At 65.9% G+C, this 1,330-nt stretch carries 1 tRNA gene and 2 pseudogenes; 1 reads left to right on the top strand and 2 read right to left on the bottom strand.

Annotated features, from left to right (window positions below):
• A pseudogene (locus tag JCM25156_RS31575) lies at positions 1-187 on the top strand (NADH-ubiquinone oxidoreductase); the annotation flags it as partial.
• A 38-nt stretch (positions 188-225) separates the two neighbouring features.
• Here JCM25156_RS31575 and JCM25156_RS16755 read toward each other — a convergent pair.
• Both JCM25156_RS16755 and JCM25156_RS25620 read right to left on the bottom strand, forming a co-directional pair.
• Positions 226-301, bottom strand: a tRNA-His gene (locus tag JCM25156_RS16755).
• A 43-nt stretch (positions 302-344) separates the two neighbouring features.
• Positions 345-1,330 (bottom strand): annotated as a pseudogene (locus tag JCM25156_RS25620) (aminotransferase class I/II-fold pyridoxal phosphate-dependent enzyme); the annotation flags it as partial.

A 1,330-nucleotide genomic window follows, 5' to 3' on the forward strand; every position in this document is an offset into this window, starting at 1 on the left:
CGGTGCTGATCGCCCTGTCACGGCTGCGCCTGCCCGGCCTGCCACGCATAAGGCCCGCCGAGGTCAGGCGGCTGCTGGAAGACAAGATTTTCGATATTGCGCCCATGCGCGCGCGGCTCGGTTCCAGCCCCGGTCACTGGCCGTGGGGCTGGCCCATACGTTCGGGCGGCCGGAGCAGACCGGCTGACTGCCTGAAACCCTGTATATATTTCGGGGAAAATAGAGTGGGGCGAACGACGGGGCTCGAACCCGCGACATCCAAGACCACAACCTGGCGCTCTACCAACTGAGCTACGTCCGCCACATCTGGGGCGTGATTTAGAGAAACCACGGACGCCCGTCAATTACCCTTTTTGAATTTCTGCAACATTTCCTGTGCAGAGCCGCTCCCGCGCCGTCTGGAGCCGCTGGATGGCCGATGCGATGACCCCGGTCTTCTTGCAGAATGCGAAACGCACGAAACTGTCGGGAATGTCGGTGCCGCGCGGGTCATAGAAGGCCGAGACCGGAATCGCGGCGACTCCGCCATCGCGCACCATCTGCTGGCAGAACGCGACATCGCCCCCGCCAAAGCCCAGCGGCGTGATGTCGGCAATCAGGAAGTAACTGCCATTGCACGGCAGCACATCGAATCCGGCGCGCGTCAGCCCCTCGGCCAGCCAGTCGCGCGCCGAACGCATCCCTTCGGCCAGCCGCTCGAAATAGGCGGTGTCCTTGTCGAGTCCCAGCGCCACCGCGCGTTGCAGGTTGGGCGCCACGGTAAAGGTCAGGAGCTGGTGCGCCTTGGCCACCAGATCGGCCAGCGGGGCCGGGGCGGTCACGTAGCCCACCTTCCACCCGGTCATGGAAAAGCTCTTGCCCGCGCTGCCGATGCGGATGGTGCGCTCGCGCATGCCCGGCAGCGCCATGAGCGGCTGGTGGCGGACGGGCGCGAAGGTCAGGTGTTCGTAAACCTCGTCGCACACGGCATAGGCGTCGTAGCGCGCCAGCAGCCCGGCGATGAACTCAAGCTCGTCGCGGGTGAAGACCTTGCCCGTCGGGTTCATGGGCGTGTTGAGCAGGACGGCCTTGGTGCGCGGGGTGAAGGCGGCGGCCAGCGTGGCGCGCGGCAGATCCCAGTGCGGGGGGGCCAGGCGCACGGTGCGCACCACCGCGCCGAGCATTTCCAGCACCGGCAGGTAGGTGTCGTACAGCGGTTCGAACACCACCACCTCATCACCCGGTTGACCAGCGCCATGAGCGAGGCGGTAATGGCCTCCGTCGCACCGCATGTCACCACGACCTCGCGGTTCGGATCCACCGAGATGCCGTAGAACCGCGCATTGGACCA

It is taken from the genome of Komagataeibacter kakiaceti JCM 25156 (assembly GCF_000613305.1).